The organism is Corynebacterium sp. J010B-136 (genome assembly GCF_002967075.1).
GTDB lineage: Bacteria > Actinomycetota > Actinomycetes > Mycobacteriales > Mycobacteriaceae > Corynebacterium.
The window spans coordinates 66,196-85,092 of the sequence record NZ_PUGE01000010.1; the positions used below are offsets into that span (position 1 = coordinate 66,196).

Annotated in this window: 20 protein-coding genes, 3 tRNA genes and 1 pseudogene; 15 read left to right on the plus strand and 9 right to left on the minus strand. The window is 54.5% G+C overall.

The window, feature by feature from the left end; genetic code table 11:
* Positions 1 to 360 (plus strand): DUF3566 domain-containing protein, encoded by a 360-nt coding sequence (locus C5Y44_RS12655; RefSeq protein ID WP_105325256.1) that lies wholly within the window; start codon positions 1 to 3, stop codon positions 358 to 360.
* 94 nt (positions 361 to 454) lie between these two features.
* On the opposite strand, the gene C5Y44_RS12660 is transcribed toward C5Y44_RS12655, so the two are convergent.
* Genes C5Y44_RS12660 through C5Y44_RS12670 form a run of 3 tightly spaced genes read right to left on the minus strand, consistent with a single transcriptional unit; the run spans position 455 to position 3,363 of the window.
* Positions 455 to 1,210 (minus strand): heme ABC transporter ATP-binding protein, encoded by a 756-nt coding sequence (locus C5Y44_RS12660; RefSeq protein ID WP_105325257.1) that lies wholly within the window; start codon positions 1,208 to 1,210, stop codon positions 455 to 457.
* A gap of 6 nt (positions 1,211 to 1,216) precedes the next feature.
* Complete coding sequence (locus C5Y44_RS12665) at positions 1,217 to 2,296, minus strand: iron ABC transporter permease (RefSeq protein ID WP_199186063.1); 1,080 nt, start codon at positions 2,294 to 2,296, stop codon at positions 1,217 to 1,219.
* A 2-nt stretch (positions 2,297 to 2,298) separates the two neighbouring features.
* Positions 2,299 to 3,363, minus strand: a complete 1,065-nt coding sequence (locus C5Y44_RS12670) for an ABC transporter substrate-binding protein (protein WP_105325258.1) — start codon at positions 3,361 to 3,363, stop codon at positions 2,299 to 2,301.
* A 216-nt stretch (positions 3,364 to 3,579) separates the two neighbouring features.
* Between C5Y44_RS12670 and C5Y44_RS12675 the strand changes: the two genes are divergently transcribed.
* From C5Y44_RS12675 to C5Y44_RS12685, 3 genes are all read left to right on the plus strand, one after another.
* Positions 3,580 to 4,110 carry a MarR family winged helix-turn-helix transcriptional regulator gene (locus C5Y44_RS12675; RefSeq protein ID WP_105325259.1) on the plus strand — a complete coding sequence of 177 codons (531 nt, stop codon included), beginning with the start codon at positions 3,580 to 3,582 and terminating at the stop codon, positions 4,108 to 4,110.
* A 57-nt stretch (positions 4,111 to 4,167) separates the two neighbouring features.
* A tRNA-Ile gene (locus tag C5Y44_RS12680) sits at positions 4,168 to 4,244 on the plus strand.
* A 10-nt stretch (positions 4,245 to 4,254) separates the two neighbouring features.
* Positions 4,255 to 4,327, plus strand: a tRNA-Ala gene (locus tag C5Y44_RS12685).
* Positions 4,328 to 4,388: 61 nt separating this feature from the next.
* Here the strand turns inward: C5Y44_RS12685 and C5Y44_RS12690 are convergent.
* Complete coding sequence (locus C5Y44_RS12690; protein WP_105325260.1) at positions 4,389 to 4,715, minus strand: type II toxin-antitoxin system HicB family antitoxin; 327 nt, start codon at positions 4,713 to 4,715, stop codon at positions 4,389 to 4,391.
* Between the two features lie 5 nt (positions 4,716 to 4,720).
* Positions 4,721 to 4,987 (minus strand): toxin HicA, encoded by a 267-nt coding sequence (locus tag C5Y44_RS12695; protein WP_105325261.1) that lies wholly within the window; start codon positions 4,985 to 4,987, stop codon positions 4,721 to 4,723.
* A 468-nt stretch (positions 4,988 to 5,455) separates the two neighbouring features.
* Between C5Y44_RS12695 and C5Y44_RS12700 the strand changes: the two genes are divergently transcribed.
* The 7 genes from C5Y44_RS12700 (at position 5,456) to C5Y44_RS12730 (ending at position 11,913) form a co-directional block, all read left to right on the plus strand.
* Positions 5,456 to 5,917 carry a hypothetical protein gene (locus C5Y44_RS12700; RefSeq protein WP_233189986.1) on the plus strand — a complete coding sequence of 154 codons (462 nt, stop codon included), beginning with the start codon at positions 5,456 to 5,458 and terminating at the stop codon, positions 5,915 to 5,917.
* A 93-nt stretch (positions 5,918 to 6,010) separates the two neighbouring features.
* Positions 6,011 to 6,319 (plus strand): winged helix-turn-helix transcriptional regulator, encoded by a 309-nt coding sequence (locus tag C5Y44_RS13630; RefSeq protein WP_158255487.1) that lies wholly within the window; start codon positions 6,011 to 6,013, stop codon positions 6,317 to 6,319.
* On the plus strand, positions 6,252 to 7,040 hold the full coding sequence (locus C5Y44_RS12710; RefSeq protein ID WP_105325262.1) for a metallophosphoesterase: 789 nt from the start codon (positions 6,252 to 6,254) through the stop codon (positions 7,038 to 7,040). The genes C5Y44_RS13630 and C5Y44_RS12710 overlap by 68 nt, the downstream gene beginning before the upstream one ends.
* A 9-nt stretch (positions 7,041 to 7,049) precedes the next feature.
* Positions 7,050 to 7,457 carry an NUDIX domain-containing protein gene (locus tag C5Y44_RS12715; protein ID WP_105325263.1) on the plus strand — a complete coding sequence of 136 codons (408 nt, stop codon included), beginning with the start codon at positions 7,050 to 7,052 and terminating at the stop codon, positions 7,455 to 7,457.
* Between the two features lie 159 nt (positions 7,458 to 7,616).
* Positions 7,617 to 9,059: a D-serine/D-alanine/glycine transporter gene (cycA, locus tag C5Y44_RS12720; protein ID WP_105325264.1), complete on the plus strand. Its 1,443-nt coding sequence runs from the start codon at positions 7,617 to 7,619 to the stop codon at positions 9,057 to 9,059.
* A 292-nt stretch (positions 9,060 to 9,351) separates the two neighbouring features.
* Positions 9,352 to 10,995, plus strand: a complete 1,644-nt coding sequence (locus C5Y44_RS12725) for an ABC-F family ATP-binding cassette domain-containing protein (RefSeq protein WP_105325265.1) — start codon at positions 9,352 to 9,354, stop codon at positions 10,993 to 10,995.
* 72 nt (positions 10,996 to 11,067) lie between these two features.
* On the plus strand, positions 11,068 to 11,913 hold the full coding sequence (locus C5Y44_RS12730; RefSeq protein ID WP_105325266.1) for a helix-turn-helix domain-containing protein: 846 nt from the start codon (positions 11,068 to 11,070) through the stop codon (positions 11,911 to 11,913).
* Positions 11,914 to 11,940: 27 nt separating this feature from the next.
* Here C5Y44_RS12730 and panC read toward each other — a convergent pair whose 3' ends face one another.
* Both panC and panB read right to left on the minus strand, forming a co-directional pair.
* The gene (gene panC, locus C5Y44_RS12735) at positions 11,941 to 12,783 is read right to left on the minus strand and encodes a pantoate--beta-alanine ligase (protein ID WP_105325267.1); all 843 of its coding nucleotides are present in this window, start codon (positions 12,781 to 12,783) and stop codon (positions 11,941 to 11,943) included.
* Positions 12,780 to 13,592, minus strand: coding sequence for a 3-methyl-2-oxobutanoate hydroxymethyltransferase (panB, locus tag C5Y44_RS12740; RefSeq protein ID WP_105325268.1), 813 nt, complete (start codon positions 13,590 to 13,592; stop codon positions 12,780 to 12,782). The genes panC and panB overlap by 4 nt, the downstream gene beginning before the upstream one ends.
* A 296-nt stretch (positions 13,593 to 13,888) precedes the next feature.
* Here panB and sucC point away from each other — a divergent pair, with 296 nt between their 5' ends.
* Together sucC and sucD are read left to right on the plus strand one after the other, a co-directional pair.
* Entirely contained in the window at positions 13,889 to 15,082 is a 1,194-nt protein-coding gene (gene sucC / locus C5Y44_RS12745) for an ADP-forming succinate--CoA ligase subunit beta (RefSeq protein ID WP_105325269.1), read from the plus strand.
* 26 nt (positions 15,083 to 15,108) lie between these two features.
* The gene (sucD, locus tag C5Y44_RS12750) at positions 15,109 to 16,017 is read left to right on the plus strand and encodes a succinate--CoA ligase subunit alpha (protein WP_105325270.1); all 909 of its coding nucleotides are present in this window, start codon (positions 15,109 to 15,111) and stop codon (positions 16,015 to 16,017) included.
* A 75-nt stretch (positions 16,018 to 16,092) separates the two neighbouring features.
* Here sucD and C5Y44_RS12755 read toward each other — a convergent pair whose 3' ends face one another.
* Positions 16,093 to 16,962 (minus strand): class III extradiol ring-cleavage dioxygenase, encoded by an 870-nt coding sequence (locus C5Y44_RS12755; RefSeq protein ID WP_105325271.1) that lies wholly within the window; start codon positions 16,960 to 16,962, stop codon positions 16,093 to 16,095.
* A 130-nt stretch (positions 16,963 to 17,092) separates the two neighbouring features.
* On the opposite strand from C5Y44_RS12755, the gene C5Y44_RS12760 reads away from it, so the two are divergent.
* The gene (locus tag C5Y44_RS12760; RefSeq protein WP_105325272.1) at positions 17,093 to 17,596 is read left to right on the plus strand and encodes a MarR family winged helix-turn-helix transcriptional regulator; all 504 of its coding nucleotides are present in this window, start codon (positions 17,093 to 17,095) and stop codon (positions 17,594 to 17,596) included.
* Between the two features lie 83 nt (positions 17,597 to 17,679).
* Positions 17,680 to 17,755 (plus strand) — tRNA-Ala (locus C5Y44_RS12765).
* A 97-nt stretch (positions 17,756 to 17,852) separates the two neighbouring features.
* On the opposite strand, the pseudogene C5Y44_RS12770 reads toward C5Y44_RS12765, so the two are convergent.
* A pseudogene (locus tag C5Y44_RS12770) lies at positions 17,853 to 18,821 on the minus strand (IS1249 family transposase); the annotation flags it as partial.
* Positions 18,822 to 18,897: the final 76 nt, after the last annotated feature.

The window sequence follows — 18,897 nt, forward strand, 5'->3', positions numbered from 1 at the left end:
ATGGCACGACGAAATGTTTCGCTGAAGCGAATCACACCGCTATCGGCGTTTCGCGTCGGTTTGGCCATGTCACTAGTGGGTCTAGTGGCCTGGTTGATAGCAGTAGTGCTGCTGTACTTCGGTATGAGCCAGTTCGGGATTTGGGAGTCAATGAATTCCCTCATCTTCGATGTCGGTGGCACGCAGACCATCACCTTCGGCATGGTCTTTGCCATCTGCGCCTTGATCGGCGTGGTGGTGGCCATTTTCAACACCATTTTGGCGCCGCTGTTGGCAGTTATCTACAATTCCATCGTCGATCTTTTCGGCGGGCTAGATCTTGGCCTGCAGGACGCTAACAAGTCCACGAAGTCCAAATAGTTAAACCTATTTAGACCTCAAAGTTCGAAGGCCCCACATCAGCATTTATGTGCGATGTGGGGCCTTGTGGTTGTCGATGCCACCCTAACTAGCCTTAGTCCGTGCTCAAGATAAGTGGACAGTCACGCGTGGGGTGAGAAGTGACTACAACTGGCTGGCGGTACACTTCTTCGATTCTTTCAGCGGTAAATACTTCCTCTGGAGTACCGTCGGCCACGATGTGGCCATCTGCCATCATTATGACGCGGTCGGAATAAGCCGCGGCTAAATTTAAATCGTGCAAGACAATTACTACGCATGCGCCGAAGTCTCGAAGCTGCCGAGCGTTACGCAGTACTAATTCTTGGTGTCGTAGATCAAGGGCGGCAGTGGGTTCATCGAGAAGCAAAACTGGCGTCGTTTGCGCCAGCACCCGGGCAAACCCTGCGCGGGACATTTCACCACCGGATAAAGTTTGCACGTCACGCAGGCGCAGGTGCTCTACTTCAGCGCGATCTAAAGAATTGGTGATGATCTCTGAATCTTCATCAGGAGAAGTCTCATGAGAGAGCCGGGCTAGTTCGACGATTTCTTCCACGGAATAGCTAAACCGCACCACTTGATCCTGGGGCAATACCGCACGTTTGAGCGCGAGTTCTTTAGGATTGTATTTTCCAATATTTTGCCCGTCTAGAACTACACGTCCGGCGGTGGGTTCGACATCGGCAGCCAACGCGGCAAATAATGTGGATTTGCCCGCTCCGTTAGGGCCAATGAGGGTTGTAATTTCACCTGCTTTGAGGTGAGTGGATACAGAATTTAGGATCTCTGTGGAGCCAAGGGTTACGCAGATATCTTCTGCTACAAGCATTATGGATCAACCCCTTTGGTTCTTTTGATTTCGGTACAGCAGCCACATGAAAAATGGTCCGCCAACCAACCCGGTAAACAGACCGATGGGTACCTCAGACGGTGGATTCAGCGTGCGTGCGGCGATATCTGCCACAACAATCATCAAACCGCCACCGAGCGCCGAAATAGGCAAGAGCCACTTGTGACCAGGTCCCACAATCATACGAACAATGTGGGGGATGACCAGGCCTACAAAACCGATAGAACCAGCGGTCGCTACTGCCGCAGCAACGATGATGGCGGTGGCAACAACGAGCCAGATGCGGCTCTTTTTAACGTTAAGGCCGACGTGCTTTGCTTGCTTTTCGCCCAGAGCCAAAACATCAAGAGCTCTGGCCAAGGACATCAATGCGATAAGTCCGATGATGAAAAATGGTAAAGCAGCGGCGATGGACTCCCAGGATGCGCGATTGAGTGAACCCATGGACCAATAAACAATGGATTCAAGTTCCGTAGTGTCAGCGATATAGGTAAAAAATCCATTGATAGAACCACCGATGGCGGTGATTGCGATACCAACTAGGAGCAGCTGTACGGTTCCGCCGCCACGCCCTGGTCTTGCCAGCACATAGATCAATGCGGTGGTTCCGACACCGAAGATAAAACTCATGAGAGGCACAGTCCAAGAACCAAAGACCGTCAGTCCTAGCACGATAGCCATAATGGCGCCCAAGGAAGCACCGGAAGTGACTCCCACGATCCCGGGGTCTGCTAGAGCGTTGCCGAACAACCCCTGAAGCGCGGCGCCAGCAATAGCCAGCGAAGCGCCGACGATGGCTGCTTGAATTACGCGTGGAAGGCGAAGTTCCCACACAACGTGAACGGTTGCTTCATCAAATCCTGCTGCAGATCCACCGGTGAGCTTGGAGAAGATTATCCGAAGAACCTCGCCAGGTTCTAATGAAAGAGGACCGATAACGATTCCAGCTACCAACGCGAGGGCGAGCAGACCTGCGAATATTCCGGCAACAATTATCCCAGGTGGGCGGCGCACGAACCCTAAGGCCGGAGCGGATGCACGCGGATTAGCATCTACCTTGGTCACGATTAAGCACCCAGGTCTGGGTAGAGCTGGGATTGGAGATTAGCTACGCCAATACCCGTGTGAACACCTGCGGTTTTGATCTGTGCATCAGGCATGATGATGAGCTCTTTATTTTCTGCAGCTGGGGTGCCCTTCAATCCAGCAACATAGTCCCAAATGCCGTCTTCGCCGCCTAGGTCTTCGACCTCGCTCTCGGCAACGATGATGACCTCTGGTTGCGCCGCAGCAAGGCCCTCGGCGGTAATTGATTGATACCGGTCGAGTCCGGATTCGGCACCAGCGTTGATGCCACCGGCATAAGTTACGACCTGGTCAGCAGGAGTGTCACTTCCTGCTCCGGTGGTATTTCCGGAATCACCTGCGCCACTGGAGGACAAAACCATGACGCGACGGCGCTCATCTTCTGGGACATCAGCTGCCTTTTCTTCAGCTGCTGACACTGCATCAGTGACTTGCTTGGCTAGTTCTTCACCAGCATCGGCTACACCAATCACCGATGCGGTTTTAGTGATGATTTCAGAGGCATCCTGGCTGCGGTTAATAAGCGTTGCAGGAACCCCTGCGTCTTGCAGTCCACTGATGAGGTCGGCGTGGCGCTTCATGTTTGTACCAATGACTAGCGTTGGCTGAAGCGCAACAACTCCTTCCACGGTCAAGGCGCCTGAACCAGAAGTGGTGATTCGCTCAGCATCTCCCAGTAGGTCGCCATAGGCAGAGTCTTCGGATGCAATGCCGACCAGATCAAGATGACCAAGCGCGTCAAAAACCTCAATGGTGGCATCGTCCAAAACTAAGACGCGTTCCAAACTTTCTACGGTGATTTCGTCTTCGTCATCGCCAGTGAAAGTAATTGGGAGCTCTGGCTCCGGTGCATCAACGCTTGGTATTTCCACCGAAGCATTTCCACTAGCAGCCGCATCGCTTGCCCCGGTTGCTTTGGATTCAGCACTCGCCGCGTCAGCGTTCTCGTTGCCGCTGTCGGCTTCGCCGGTACTGGTGCAACCTGCCAGAAGCAGAGCGGAGCACAAGAGCGCTGGAATCGCTTTGCGTGCGTGTGGAATATGCATGGAAGAAAGTCCTTTCGGTTAAGATAATAGGAAATAGCTCGGTCACCGAGGTATCTTCGCATAACTTACCGTAGCCTATCCTTATTTGAAAGAGGTTTAGGTGCGGGAACTGTTGGGCGTGGCATCAAATGTCCCGTGGACATGCGGTTTTAAGGCACGAAAATAGTGCTGTTCTACCGTTGAAAATTAATTGAAAGCAACCAGAAGGAGACCCGGTTGGAGCCAGGTTTACATTCCCGCCGCGAGGAGCCTTATGTCGAGGAGCCTGAAATTGATGCCGAACGTTTGGCGGCTGTCGTTGTTGAGCTACGTCGGACGCTTCGCCGGGCTAACTCGCAGGGTTTAACCTCCGGAAATTCGGCAGGGGGTGATAGGCGCGGAAAGAAAGTGCTTTCTGATTCCGAACAGGAGGTTATGCGTTATGTCGTGGCGCATCCGGGAGTGGGAACTCGTACTATCGCTGCTGCACTTCGATTGCGCGCGAATACGGTCTCTGGGGTGTGTAGTGGATTGGTGAAAGCTGGTCTTTTGGTGCGGCAGTCCCACCCGGGCGACGCCCGCGTTGCACAGTTTTTCCCTGTGGAAGAAGTTGTTAAGCGGCGTCAAGCGAAAATGGAGAAACGCGGCGGACGATTGCGTGATGCCCTCTCTGACCTTAGTTCTTCCGACCGGCAACTGATTGCCGATGCCTTGCCCGCCCTTGAAAGACTTTCGCATCAACTTGATGACTCTATAAACATGGATTGACCAGGCGATTTGGCCAATATTAAACCCGCTTGTATAGTTACTATTCGTTCCGCTTAAGGGCCTATAGCTCAGTCGGTTAGAGCGCATCGCTGATAACGATGAGGTCGCAAGTTCGATTCTTGCTAGGCCCACCAACGGAACGATGGGGCATTAGCTCAATTGGTAGAGCACCTGCTTTGCAAGCAGGAGGTCAGGAGTTCGATTCTCCTATGCTCCACAGTTTAAAGGCTTGGTAGATTTTCTACCAAGCCTTTCGTGGTTCCTGCGTCAACCTGGCTTTACGCCGAGGCCAGCTTTTGATTGATTAGGGTGTTGAGTGAGACACCTTCAGCCTTGGCCTTAATGGCCAGCGCGCGGTGTAGCGATGGGGAAGTACGAACGTTGAATTTTCCGGAGTAGGTACGAATACCTAGCGGAACCGGAATTTCCTCTCCTGATTCACTCATATCCTCAATAACTTCAGCTACTAGGGAGACTAGGCCGGCTTCGGCTTCACTGCGCTCAGGCGCAAGCCAGGAAAGAGATGGGAACTCTAATACGATAGCGACGTACTCTTGGTCTGGCTCGGACCAGGAAACCTGGTAGGTGTACTTGTTGACGTCCATTGGGATTAGTTCTCCTTTTTGTTGTTCTCGGCAGTTAGCTTGTCGATAGCTTGTAACACTTGAACTGCTTGGTACCACTTGGCTTTACCGTTGGCATTTTGGATATTGACGCGAGGATTGCCTGGCCAAGGCGTTTTATAGGTCTTATGTGATGATTTTCTTGTATTGCGGGATTCAAAATAGTGGTCGCAGACTTTCTCTAGTTCGGAGAATTTTATGTCCTTGGAGCCTCTTCGTATTTTCTGAATAATGTCATCGATGCTGTTTGCCACGCCTATATGGTACCGCTAATGGTACTAATAATTATGGTACTACTTTAAGATTCATATTCAAGATCTGCCGAGAATGTGTGGGAAGATTGCAGCATAATGCCTGGTAAACAGGAGATGGCGTTGTGTATGAAACCGGTAGGTTTCTGTATTTGTGAACACTTGAGTGGACATTGACGGACTAAACCTTGAGTACGGCGGAATTTTAAGGGTTGCTCTAATCGAGTCATTTTGGAACTTGACCTAGATGGAACTGGAGCTGGAATCAAGATTGTGAAGCGGGCTCTGACCGGCAAAACAGGTAATAGGCACTTGTTGTTACGGGGCCTGTCGTTTTTCGCCAGACTTTGCCTACTTGAGTGGGCATTATTGGGCTTCGACAATAGGTTTGGTTCCTATTGTGAACCATGGTTAAGGAGACCCATGTGCCGTAGTGTTGGGTAATACGGCAACCAGTGATGGGTGATTCTTATGAAGCGGAATCTTAAGGGCCAGCTCGCAAGTGGTCTTTCTATTGGTGCACTGCTGTGCTCTGGGGCGTTGTTGGGTTGCGCGTCGGAGGGAAGTCCAGACACGCCTGTAAATACGACCAGCGTGAGCACCCAGCCGGAAGAATCGGAGGATACCGAAATCGACGACACACCACGCAACGATCTTTCGCAGGAGAGAGCTGTTGATTGGCAGCGCTTCGAGCTTGTCGATGATCACAGCGTCCGCGTCTTCTTTTCCGCCGGCTCGAAGAGCTGTTATGGAACCCGCGCGGTGGTAGAAGAAACCGATGAAGCCGTGGAAATCGCGGTTATTGAAGGAAGATTCCCTGGCGCACCGGATATTTGTACGCTCATCGCAAGGCAAGCATCAATTCTGGTGGAGACCTCACAACCAGTTGGGGACCGTGAGGTTATTCCTCTAGCTGATCCGGAACTGAACTAAGAAGATGACTTTAAGGTTATCTTCTTCGGTAGTGTCACAGTTATGCGAGACTTAACTGCCAGAGCTATAGCCGGATGCCCGGTGGAAACAGCGATGACTGTTATCGGGGGTTGTTGGAAACTAACGTTGATCCAAGCTTTGATCGACAGCAGTGTCCCGCTGCGTTATAGCGAATTGCGGGATAAGGCAGGAGAGATCTCTGATAGGACGCTGACGCGTTCGTTGCGTGAGTTGGAAGCCGTTGGCATCGCTAAGCGATGGCAGCCTGCTCGCCCCCGCCGATTCCGAGCTACTCGGTCCAACCCCGCAGGAATGGGTGCGATAATCTCAATCTATGGCACGCACGTTGTGGGCAGTAAGCGATCTGCACGTTACCTTCAAGGAAAACCAGGCGGCTGTTGATCGGCTGGCTCCCCGCGATCCCGGCGATTGGTTGATTGTTGCCGGTGACGTTGCTGAACGCATCCCGCACATTGTGCACGCGCTGAAACCGTTGACGAAGCGCTTCGCCAAGGTGATCTGGGTGCCGGGCAATCATGAGCTCTTTAACCGTTCCACAGAACGCATCCGCGGCAAGGCACGCTACCGTGCCCTGGTGGGTGAGCTGCGCGCGATTGGCGTGGTAACCCCGGAAGATCCGTATCCGGTCTTCGGGAACGTGACCATCTGCCCGCTGTTTACGCTTTATGATTACAGCTTTCGCCCGCTGGGGCTCACAGCAAAGCAGGCAGTGGCGAGAGCAAAGATCACGCTTGACGATGAACTTGCGATCGCGCCTTACGTAGACATCGAAAAGTGGTGTGCCGAGCGCGTTGAATACTCTGAAGACCGGCTCAATGCGGTGCGCGGGCAAACCATTTTGGTCAACCACTGGCCGCTCGTGGTGGAGCCGACGCATCGGCTGCGCGAGCCGGATATTGCTTTGTGGTGCGGAACCACGGCAACCCGTGATTGGGCGGTGAAATACCATGCACAGATGGCGATCCATGGCCACCTGCACATTCCCGCGGAAACGCGCGTGGATGGAGTAAGCCACATTGATGTCTCACTGGGGTATCCCTTTGAAAAGCATCCGCCGCATGCTCGTCGCCGCTGGCCGCTGGAAGTCATGCTAACGGCGTAGTCTCTAGATATGGTTTTACCTTCGATTCATGTCAGCGCTGTTGTCTTTCGCGACGAACAGGATAAGGTTCTTACTGTGCGCAAACGCGGGACGAGCAAATTTATGTTTCCAGGTGGTAAACCAGAGTCGGGGGAAAGTGCCGTAGAGACGGCAATCCGCGAAGTTAAGGAAGAAATCGGCGTTGGGGTAGAGCCGGAGTGTCTAACCCGAATTGGGGTCTTTGAAGCACCCGCGGCCAACGAAGCACAACATACCGTAATTGCAACGGTGTTTAGCTACGACGGGGATCCAGTTTCGCCTCAAATGGCTGCTGAAATTGCAGAACTATCCTGGGTAGCGCCGAATCAGCCAGATATAGAACTTGCGCCTTTGCTTGCTGATTATGTCTTCCCCGTGCTGGATTTCAAGGTGTCTTAACGGCGGTTCTTATCTCCGAACACGCGAAGCCTAGTGTCTCCACAAAGGGAGTGGAGCGCTAGTGGTAGTTTTTCTATCAAATAGTAGGTACGTGCGAGAGCGTGCAGTGACGCTCTACCATTTAAGCTCCTACTTTCCCATTAGCAAGACAGGTAGATTATGGCATCTTATGATCCCGGGCATTCACAGGTTAAAACCGCCAATCCAGTAGTCGACACTCCCGCGGAGCCAGACCATCTCCAGCGAGGTCTTAGCAACCGACATATCCAGTTGATTGCTATTGGTGGTGCTATCGGCACCGGACTGTTTATGGGATCGGGTAAAACGATCTCTTTGGCTGGTCCTTCCGTGATCCTGGTGTACGGCATCATCGGTTTTATGCTCTTCTTCGTCATGCGTGCGATGGGTGAGCTTTTGCTGTCGAACCTTAACTACAAGTCACTGCGTGATGCTGTCTCGGATATTCTCGGGCCTACCGCCGGTTTCGTATGCGGCTGGACCTACTGGTTCTGCTGGATTGTCACGGGCATGGCCGATGTCGTGGCTATTACCGGCTACGCCCAATACTGGTGGTCAGGAATTCCACTGTGGATTCCAGGTGCGTTGACCATCATGCTGCTGTTCGGGTTAAACCTCGTGGCGGTGCGATACTTCGGCGAGCTGGAATTTTGGTTCGCAATCATCAAGCTGGTCGCTATTACTGCACTCATCGTCGTTGGCGCGGTGATGATTATTTCGCGCTTCCAGTCCCCAGACGGGGATATCGCCGCGGTTTCAAATCTGATCGACCATGGCGGCTTCTTCCCGAACGGTATCACGGGCTTCCTCGCCGGATTCCAGATTGCTATCTTCGCCTTCGTCGGCGTGGAACTCGCGGGTACCGCTGCCGCAGAAACCAAGGACCCAGAAAAGAACCTGCCTCGCGCGATTAACTCGATTCCTATTCGTATCGTCGTGTTCTACATCCTGGCTCTTGCAGTCATCATGATGGTTACCCCATGGGATAAGGTCCACAGTGACTCCAGCCCATTTGTGCAGATGTTTGCCCTGGCTGGTTTGCCGGCGGCAGCAGGCATCATTAACTTCGTGGTGCTGACCTCTGCCGCATCGTCGGCGAACAGTGGTATTTTCTCCACCTCACGCATGCTCTTTGGCTTGGCCCGCGAAGGCCAAGCGCCTAAGCGTTGGGGCATCTTGTCCCGTAACCAAGTCCCAGCCCGCGGCCTGCTGTTCTCGGTAGCTTGCCTGGTCCCGAGCCTGGCAATCTTGTACGCCGGCGCCAGCGTCATCGACGCCTTTACGCTGATTACCACCGTGTCTTCTGTGCTGTTCATGGTGGTGTGGAGCCTGATCCTCGCGGCTTACCTCGTCTTCCGCCGCAAGTTCCCTGAGCGCCATGCAGCATCCAAGTTCAAGGTCCCAGGCGGTGTGTTCATGTGCTGGGTTGTCCTCGCGTTCTTCGCGTTCATGGTCGTTGTACTGACCTTCGAAAACGACACCCGTTCTGCTTTGATGGCTACCCCAATCTGGTTCGTGATCCTCTTTTCCGGCTGGTACATCACAGGTGGTGTTAAGGGCGCTGAAAAGCGCGCCAACCTCTAAGGCTATTTGTTTAGAAATGTGCATGGCGTGACACGGCATTAACAATGCTGTAGGTTAAGCGCCATGCATTTGTATTTCCTATAAAGGCAAAGTTCGCCGGCCGTCGCCCCGATTGATGTGATCTCGGGGTGTTAACGGAGGCAACTTGTCCTGACTCGTATCCTGCCACGCAGCGCATTATCTGGGCGTGGCCAGTTGATTGTGCGGGTCGAAGTTTTAATCATGTCTGGCTGAAAGCATCGACAAGCTGCTCTTCAGCGTCTTGGGCATGAGATTTTCACAAAGGAAATACATGAATACCGACGCACGTCGTTTTCCTGCGCGTGGCCTTCCTGCTCGCGAACGCGCCCAAATTACTGCCACGGAAGTAACCGTAATCCGAGGCACCAATACCATCTTAAAAGACGTAGACCTGGTTCTTAATGCGTATTCGCGCGTAGGAATCGTAGGCGAAAATGGCCGTGGGAAATCTACGCTGCTGCATGTTCTAGCGGGGAGTCTAGAACCTGATAGTGGCACGGTGACATGCATTGGAACCCTTGGAGTAGCTGAGCAAGAAATGGAATCGCACGGTGAGCGCACCGTGGGCGAAGCGGTGGCTGAAGCCATTGCCGAACCGCTCGCGGCGCTGGCCGCATTTGAAACGGCAAGCCACAACCTTGCTGAGGGAACTGAGGCGGCAAACGAAGCCTTCACCGAAGCCTTGGAATGGGTTGAGCGCCTCGACGCATGGGATGCGCAGCGCCGCGTGCACATCGCGCTGGAATCGTTGAATGCTGTCACCGATATGAGTGTCCGCTTGGCGCAGTTATCCGTGGGGCAGCGCTACCGCATCCGCCTGGCATGTTTATTGGGTGCCGATGATGACTTCTTGCTTCTTGATGAACCGACCAACCACCTGGATCGCAGTGGATTGGAGTTTCTCACGGCGCAGATTTCTAACCGTGCCGGTGGTGTGGCTGTGGTCAGCCACGATAGAGCACTGCTGACGGACTTCGCCGAGACAATCGTGGACGTAGATCCCACACCAGATGGCCGCGTACGAATCTACGGCAATGGCTATGAAGGATACCGCGAGGGCCGCGCGGGCGAGCTGGTCCGCTGGGAGCAGGCCTATGAAAAAGAACAGGCAGAGCACGCGCGGCTCGAAGCAAGTTTGGAATCTGCGCAAAGCCGCCTGGTGGATAAGTGGCGCCCAGGTAAGGGCACCCCGAAGCATGCGCGCACAACGCGTGCTGGTGGTGCCGTGAAAGCGTTTCACCGCCGCCAAGAAGAACTCGCCGCGCACGCCATCACCGTTCCCGAGCCACCGCAGGAATTTAAGTTCCCGGCGTTGAAAACCCGCAAGTCCGCCAAGCTCATGGCAGTAGATGACGTCACTGTTACCGGGCGTCTTGATACACCGATGTCTTTTGAGCTAGCACAGCGCGGACGGCTCGTGATTACCGGTCCGAACGGTGCTGGAAAATCCACGCTCTTGGAGGTCATCAGCGGTCATCTCACCCCAAACACGGGGCATGTATCCGTGCCGCAGGGTACCCGCGTTGGCTACCTGCAACAGGAGTCCAACCTTCCTGACGAACAACGAGTAGGAGAGTATTACCTTCGTCAGGTTGAGCACTTGGTCTCCACGGGTACGATTAAGAAATCGCAGGCGCTAAGCTTTTCTGATCTTGGATTGCTGCGTGATGCAGAGATGGATAAACGCATCGGTGAACTATCCATGGGCCAACAACGCCGACTGGAGCTCGCGCTGGTCTTGGCACGACTCCCGCACGTGCTGATCCTGGACGAGCCCACCAATCACTTGTCCATTGCGTTGGTTGATGAACTCACCCAGGCTCTTGAAGCCACCGATGCTGCCATCGTATTGTCGTCGCACGACCGGCAGCTACTTCGAGATACAAAGCAGTGGCCCCGAATCGAACTTTTCTAGGTCAGAAAATATCAAGAATCAGCAGTGTTAGCGCCAATAGCATTGAAAGTGCTGCGGATGAAGGATGATTGCATGTTGGAGTGGAACCAGATCATTCAAGAAATCGAAAATGATTTAGAACTCGATGTGGAACAACTAGCGCGGCGTGCGCTGACTACGGAGTATCACTTGCGGAGGATGTTTAGCACGCTGGCTGGGGTTACTCTTACCACCTATGTGCGCAACCGCCGCTTGACGCTTGCCGCCTTAGATCTGCGTGCGGGACATTCGGTACTCGATGTAGCGATTAAATACGGCTATGGATCTTCCGAAGCTTTTTCTCGAAGCTTTCGCCAGTTTCATGGCGTAAATCCTTCGGTTGCCCGCTCCGCTTCAGCCACGCTGAGCTCACAACCGCAGCTGAGATTCAATATTTCTGTGAAAGGAGTAAAGAAATTGCGTTTTCGGATAGTAGAAAAAGATTCTTTCTACCTCAGTGGGTTCAGAACCCACGTCAACCTTGAATTTGAAGGAGATAATCAACAGATCCTCGACTTTGAACAATCGCTAGATCCTCGGAGCAAAGCTGCCCTATTAGAACACAATGATGTGGAGCCTCAGGGCGCACTTTCCATCAGCACTGAGATGGCAAACCAGCACGAAGAGGGCTCGGCACTGGAGTACTGGCACGCAGTAGCCACTAGTGAACCTTTGACGGGCTATGACGTTACCGAAGTGCCTTCCGGGACGTGGGTAGTTTTTGAAACCGAGGGGAAGTTTCCCGAAGACATTCAACAAATGTGGGCAGATGCAGCAACCGAATGGTTTCCCGCTAACCCCTACCTGTGGGCACCAGGTCCACAGCTGCTGCAAACCGCCATTGCCCCGGATGGCTCAACTGCTAAGGCTCAGCTGTGGATTCCGGTGACGCCCATATAGTCCACGTAGTCTTGGGTGTTTGCGTCTTTATATATCCATGTTGTCGATCAGACGGGTATTGCCGACGATGATTGCACCGAGCGCCAGTGCGGGTCCACTCGGTGGCCAGGTGACCGGCTGGAGGGTCTCGGGGCTAACCACTTCCAAGTAGTCCAACTCCACACCGGGGGAGTTGGACAGCTCGGCGCGGGCTTGGTCCAGATCGATGCGGCGCTCGCGCAATGCCGCTAGCGTTGCGGATAGTGCCAGGGCGTTATTGCGATCACTGGCGCTAAGATGCTGGTTGCGGCTGGACTCGGCAAGGCCATCTGCGCCGCGGATGATTGGGACGGCGCGGATATCAACGCGCAGGTCCAGATCGTTGACCATGCGCTTAATGACTGCCAGTTGCTGGGCGTCCTTTTGCCCGAAGTAGGCGCGGTGCGGCCGGACGAGGCTAAACAGCTTTGCCACCACGGTGGCGACCCCATCGAAGTGCCCGGGGCGGCTGGCGCCTTCCAGTTGTGCGCCCATTTCCCCGGTGCGCACCCATATCTCAGGCGTGCCCTGCGGATACATTTCTTCTACATCGGGTGCGAAGATGATATCCACCCCAGCAGATTCTAAAAGCTGCGCATCGGCCTCGAGGGCCCGAGGGTAGTTGCGGTAATCATCGCAGTCCCCAAGATCGGTAAATTGCAGCGGGTTTACAAAAATACTCGTAATAATCACGTCATCTGCATGACTGCCCGAGCCGCTATCGGCGAGGGCGGCGGCGACCAGGCTTAGGTGGCCTTCGTGCAGCGCGCCCATCGTGGGCACGAGTGCGACGTTTCCGCGGACGGTGGCGAGGGCATCGATAAGCTCTGCTTTGGTCTTTATCAGTCTCATTCGTAGGATTCCTCCGCGGCGGGGAAGGCGCGGGTGGAAACGTCGTCGGCGTAGGTGCGGGCGGCCTCGAGAAGTGAGGTGCCTAAATCGGCGTACTTGCGCACGAAACGGGCCGTCTTGCCGCGGTTAAGACCAAAGGCGTCCTGCCAAACCAGAATCTGGCCATCGGTGTCGGGGCCTGCACCAATGCCGATCGTGGCAATGGAAATTTCGCGGGTAACCTCTGCTGCGATCTGGGCTGGCACCATCTCCAGTACAACGGCGAAAGCACCAGCGGCCTCCACGGCACGGGCATCGCGGGTGAGCTTATCCGTGCCCGAACCGCGGCCTTGAATAACCGGGCCGCCCAAAGCGTGCTCGGATTGTGGGGTAAACCCGATGTGGCCGCAGACGGGAATGCCGGCATCGACAATCGCGCGAATCGTGTCCGCGCGTTCCACGCCGCCTTCAATCTTGACCGCGTGCGCGCCGGTTTCTTTCATGATCTGCACCGACGTTTCCACAGCCTGCTGCGGGGAGGCCTCATAGCTGCCAAAGGGCAGGTCAACGACCACTAGAGCGCGCCGGGCAGCAAGCGTAACTGCCTTGGCCAGAACAATCATCTCATCCACGGTGATGGACAAAGTGGTGTCACGACCCAAGACCACGTTGGCCGCGGAGTCACCGACGAGCAGCATGTCGATGCCTGCCTCATCAAAAACACTTGCTGACAAAGCATCGTAGCTGGTCAACGCAGAGATCGGGGTGCCAGCGGCTTTTGCTTCAAAAAAGTGGCGGGTGCGTACCCGCTTTGCATCAATTCCTGACATGGCCAAAGTATAGCCGCGTTGAATGGGGCTGGTTTCCGAAATAGGGGGAGGAAATTGGGGGTATGCCGCGCCAAGTTGGCAAAGCTGCAGCGTGGGTGATGTGTTCGGCTAGCGCAACGGCGCTTCCAGCGGATTTATGGGTCTGGGCGCGCGGCGTTCGATTGTTGCGAAGTGTGTGAAATGCGCTTCGCAAGCCCTGCTATCTTTTTGGCCAAAACCGTGGATACTGTGACCCAGTCTCTTATAGACTGTGATGTTGGTTAAGCCCCCGTGACCGATGAGAATGGAGTCTCACTGTGGACCTTTACGAGTACCAAGCTCGTGACTTGTTTGAAAAGCATGACGTACCTGTACTTCGTGGCATTACTGCTACCTCGCCGACGCAGGCAGAAGAGGCGGCACAGAAGCTGGGTACAGACGTTGTGGTCGTAAAAGCCCAAGTGAAAGTAGGTGGACGCGGTAAGGCTGGTGGCGTGAAGCTGGCCAAGAGTCCAGCTGAAGCAGCGCAGGCTGCCGATGCCATCCTGGGTCTCAAGATCAAAGGTCACACCGTACGCCGCGTAATGATTGCCGAAGGTGCAGATATCGCGGAAGAGTACTACTTCTCCATTCTTTTAGACCGCACCAAGCGCCGCTACCTAGTGATGCTATCCAAGGAAGGCGGCGTGGAAATTGAAACCCTCGCCGTGGAACGCCCCGAAGCACTGGTGCGCCGGAGCTTCTCCCCGCTGGATGGCATGACCACCACCTTGGCGCGTGACATCGCGACCGAAGCAGGCTTTAGCGAAGAAGAAATCACCAAGCTGATTCCTGTCTTCAAAAAGCTCTATGACACTTATGTCGAAGAAGACGCCACCTTGGTAGAAGTCAACCCCCTGGTCAAGACCGGTGCTGGGGAGATCGTGGCGCTGGACGGCAAGGTATCGCTGGATGAAAACGCGGCCTTCCGCCACCCAGATCATGCCGAGCTGCAAGACCACAGCGCGCAGGACCCGCTAGAGCTCAAAGCACAGAAGATGGGCCTGAACTACGTCAAGCTGGATGGCTCCGTAGGTGTCATCGGCAATGGCGCAGGACTTGTGATGTCCACTTTGGATGTTGTGGCCTACGCTGGCGAGGATCTTCCAAGCCAACCCAAGCCAGCGAACTTCCTTGATATCGGCGGCGGTGCCAACGCGGAAGTCATGGCCAATGGCCTAGAAGTCATCCTCGGCGACGTGCAGGTCAAGTCCGTATTCGTTAACGTCTTCGGCGGTATTACCGCGTGCGATGAGGTTGCCAAGGGAATTGTCCAGGCATTCCGCATCCTGGAGTCTGAAGGTATTGAACCGAAGCCTCTCGTTGTTCGTCTTGACGGCAACAACGCTGAGCTGGGCCGCTCCATTTTGGAAGATGCTAACCTTCCGAAGCTTCAGCAGGTAGCAACCATGGATGAAGCAGCACGTACTGCAGCTGAACTGGCTGATTCCCACGTAACCGTCAACGCCTAAAGAACTACAAAGGACGAAAATTTCTCATGGCTATTTTTCTCGACTCTGATTCCAAGATCATCGTTCAGGGCATGACCGGTTCCGAGGGCATGAAGCACACCCAGCGCATGCTCGGTTCAGGTTCCAATATTGTTGGCGGTGTTAACCCCAAGAAGGCGGGTGAGACCGTATCTTTTGAAACCGGTGAAAAAATTCCGGTCTTCGGTACCGTGCGCGAAGCAATTCAGGCCACCGGCGCGAATGTCACCGTCATCTTTGTTCCGGCGAAGTTCACCAAGTCTGCTGTGGAAGAGGCAATTTACGCCAATATCCCACTTGCTGTTGTGATTACGGAAGGCGTTCCGGTCAAAGACACCGCAGAATTCTTTGCGCTGGCCAAGGAATCCAACACCCGGATTATCGGTCCGAACTGCCCGGGCCTTATCACTCCAGGTCAGTCTAATGCCGGAATCATCCCGGCGGAGACCGCACCGGAGCCAGGCTCCATCGGGCTGGTGTCTAAGTCCGGCACCCTGACCTATCAGATGATGTACGAACTATCTGACATTGGTTTTTCCACCTGCGTCGGCATCGGCGGCGACCCGATTATTGGCACCACGCACATCGCTGCGATTGAGGAATTCCAAAAGGACCCTGACACCAAGGCGATCATGATGATTGGTGAGATCGGTGGCGACGCCGAAGAGTACGCCGCCAACTACATCGCGGAGTACGTAACTAAGCCAGTCGTTGCGTACATCGCCGGATTTACCGCGCCGGAAGGAAAGACCATGGGCCATGCTGGCGCGATCGTCTCCGGCTCCTCCGGAACCGCGGAAGGTAAGAAGCGTGCGCTGGAGGCTGCCGGCGTGCGCGTGGGCAAGACCCCGTCGCAAGCTGCGGAGTTGATGCGCGAGGCACTTGCAGCAGCAGAGGCAAAGCCGGCACGCGTATAAACGCATACGCTTAACGATGCCAAAGGGTGGGTACCGATCGTCAAAGACCGGTACCCACCCTTTGTTCTTTTATTCTTAGTAGACCTCGATGGAGCGAATGTGGTTGCCCAATCCCACGCGGTTAAAGACGGTGCGCGCGGTGGTGGGGTCACTAGCTGCACCCATGGTCAGTAGCAGTGGTACGAAGTGATCTGCAGTCGGGTGAGCGATACGCGCGCCCGGGCCCTTGTTGAGGTAGTCTCGCAGCGAGTCGACATCGCCACGCGTGATGGTTTCACCCGCCCAGTCATCGAAGGCCTGCACGTGCGGTTGTAGTGAAGGATCGCGCATGACCGCGAAGCTGTGGGTCATATAGCCAGAGCCAATGACCAGGATTCCTTCTTCACGCAGGCTGCGCAGTTTATTGCCCAGCTCCTGCAAGTCAGATGGGTTCATCGATGGCATGGATACCTGGATTACTGGAACGTCACCGGCAGGGTACATTGCCATCATCGGGATGAATGCGCCGTGGTCCAGGCCGCGGTCGGTGAATTGGTGAACGGGGGAGTATCCCAACAGGCCGGCTACACGCTTGGCCAATTCGGTGGCATCGGGGGTTTCATATTTCAAGGTGTAGTAGCGCGGGTGGAAGCCGCCAAAGTCGTAGTACAACGGGGTGCCGGCTTCCGATGCAGAGATTGCTACCGGCGCATTTTCCCAGTGCGCAGAAGTCATGACGATGGCGCGGGGTTTTGGCAAAGACTGTGACCATTTGTAGAGGTATCCCAACCATTCGGCATCATCCAAGGTGGGTGGTGCACCGTGGCTGACAAATAGTGCTGGCAACGGTCCGTCGCTGGGTTCCCAATGGCGATGCTCATGCGCACGGGGGATGGCAAAAGCGCGCAGGTCATCCAACGCACCAGCGGGACGGACTTGAGTACGAGGATCGGGCAGGACGGACATTATCTCTCCTAGTCATTACTTAAAGGTTTAACCAAAATCTAGCATGTATCGCTTTAGATGTAAAGCGATATTTAACAACTACCTGCAAATCTGGATTGTGAAGCGGTCTTTTTCTGCTAAACTCAGGGTCATGAATCGCATGGATGATCGGGCGGGGAAGGGTGCTGGACCGCAAACGCGTTGGCTAAATGATGAGCAAAAGGATGCTTTCTATACCCTCATGGCGTTGATCATTGAGGTGGATCGCTCGTTGGATCATCAACTGACTCAAAACGCTGGGCTGAGCCACTTTGGCTACACCGCGCTGGCACGTTTGTCAGAGGCGGAAAACCGCTCGCTGCGCATGAGTGATCTGGCGTCTACCGCCAATGGTTCACTTTCCCGGCTCTCACAGGTCATCGCCAAGCTGGAAAAGAAAGGCTGGGTTACCCGCAGCGCCGATCCGGATGATGGGCGTTATACCGTCGCCACGCTTACCGATGCCGGCTACGACAAAGTTGTCGCCACCGCCCCTGGGCACGTTGAGCAGGTTCAAAAAGTGCTTTTCGATCCGCTGACAAAGTCCCAAGTGCAACAAGTCCATACCATTGGCCAGCGCATCCTAAAGCGCATCAAAGAAGAAGATTCGAAGTAACTTTTTCTGCTCTTTACCTGCTGGTAACGGGCTGTTTGCGTCACTTGCGTGCAAAGAGTAACGTATTTGTCTAGCGAAAGCTTGGGGCATTAGCTCAATTGGTAGAGCACCTGCTTTGCAAGCAGGAGGTCAGGAGTTCGATTCTCCTATGCTCCACCAAACGCTTGATGTTCAAACACCGATCCGCTTACATGCGGGTCGGTGTTTGTGGCCTATATGCCAAAAGTGGTGTCTGGCGGCGTGTCGGGGTGGGTGTTTAGCGGATGGTTCCTTGTCTGATTCCTACTGAGTGGTTGTATTCGGTTGGGATAGCATTGTCGTAGAGGGCTGGCCTTCCGGTTTCGTGGTTGGTGTGGTTCTCGGTGTGGGTTAAGACGTGGACTTTGGCGAGTTGGTCTTTTCCCCAGTTCTGCTGTCTGGCGATCTTGTGTGGGTCGTCAGGCAGTGGTGTTTTGTTGTAGAGCCACCATTCGAGCATTTTTCTTTGTCGTTCCCCGCCGCGTCCGCGGTGGCAGCGAGCGATGAATTTCAGTTGCGAGTTGATGCCGCCTTCTAGGCTGTTGGTATTTGATGTCCAGGATTCGTTGTCTATCGCCGTATCCGGTGGGGTGAGGTAGGTAAATAGGTGTCCCTTTTTGTGGAGGTTAGTTAGCGAGTTATAGGCGCTGCGGACTCTGCGGTGGGTGAATTCGTAGCGTTTGCCGGTGCGGTTTATTTCTGGGGGTATGGGGGTTTTCTCGTTGAGGAAATCGTGGAAGTCGATTCCGTATTGGTGCAGGTCGACTGCCCATTCGCGGGCTTTTTCATCGGTGTCGATGGCGGTTAGTTCTAAGGCGAGGTTATAGATTTTGCGTCCGGCTTCGGTGCGTGGCCGGGAGGTGACGTGGCGGCGAACAACTCGTTGGGCGTGAATGAGGCAGCGTTGGATCAAGGTGTTAGGCCAGAGCTTTTTGATGGCTGCTTGAGCACCTTGTCCACCGTCGAGGACGACGCATAATGGTGCTGCGAGTTTAGACAGTAGCTGCGTGTAGGAGTGGGTGGTTTCGTTTTTGCACCAGTGCCAACACAAGACGTGGTCGAGGGTTGAGGCTATGAGTAGGCATCCGGCTGCGGTGTAGGTGCCGTCGATGAAGATTTGGTCGTGGATGCGGTATCTGTCGGGGTTGTTGGGTATTTCGATAAGCCATAGTGGTTCGAAGTATCGGTATACGGTGCGGGTGGATAGGGCGTGACCCCTGAAAAGTAGACAGGTTGGGGGCGGTTATGCTGCCTTAGATAGTGTATCGGATTGCGCTTCGAAG